Source organism: Peribacillus sp. N1 (assembly GCF_054600815.1).
This window is the reverse complement of sequence record NZ_BAAHZO010000138.1, coordinates 1-231: the sequence shown is the minus strand read 5'-3', so window position 1 is coordinate 231 and position 231 is coordinate 1. Positions and strand designations below refer to the sequence as shown.

At 35.5% G+C, this 231-nt stretch carries 1 pseudogene; it reads left to right on the top strand.

From position 1 onward, the window contains the following. Positions 1-118, top strand: a pseudogene (locus tag ACYP5M_RS26835) (recombination regulator RecX); the annotation flags it as partial. Positions 119-231 lie beyond the last annotated feature (113 nt).

The window sequence follows — 231 nt, the reverse complement described above, 5'->3', positions numbered from 1 at the left end:
TCGATATAAAAACCATGAAGGCTTCGAATATGAACAAAAAATGAAGCAGGCCTTATACCGAAAAGGTTTTCCAATAGAATTGATTGAGCGTTATCTTTCCAATCCTGATGGGGAGTAAGTGCATCGATAGCCAAATCGCAAAATTTTGTTTAATATAGAGGTAAATTAATATTTCATTTAAGGAGTCCTATATATGAGCGACGTAAGATACAGCAAGTTGTCCGCCTATGA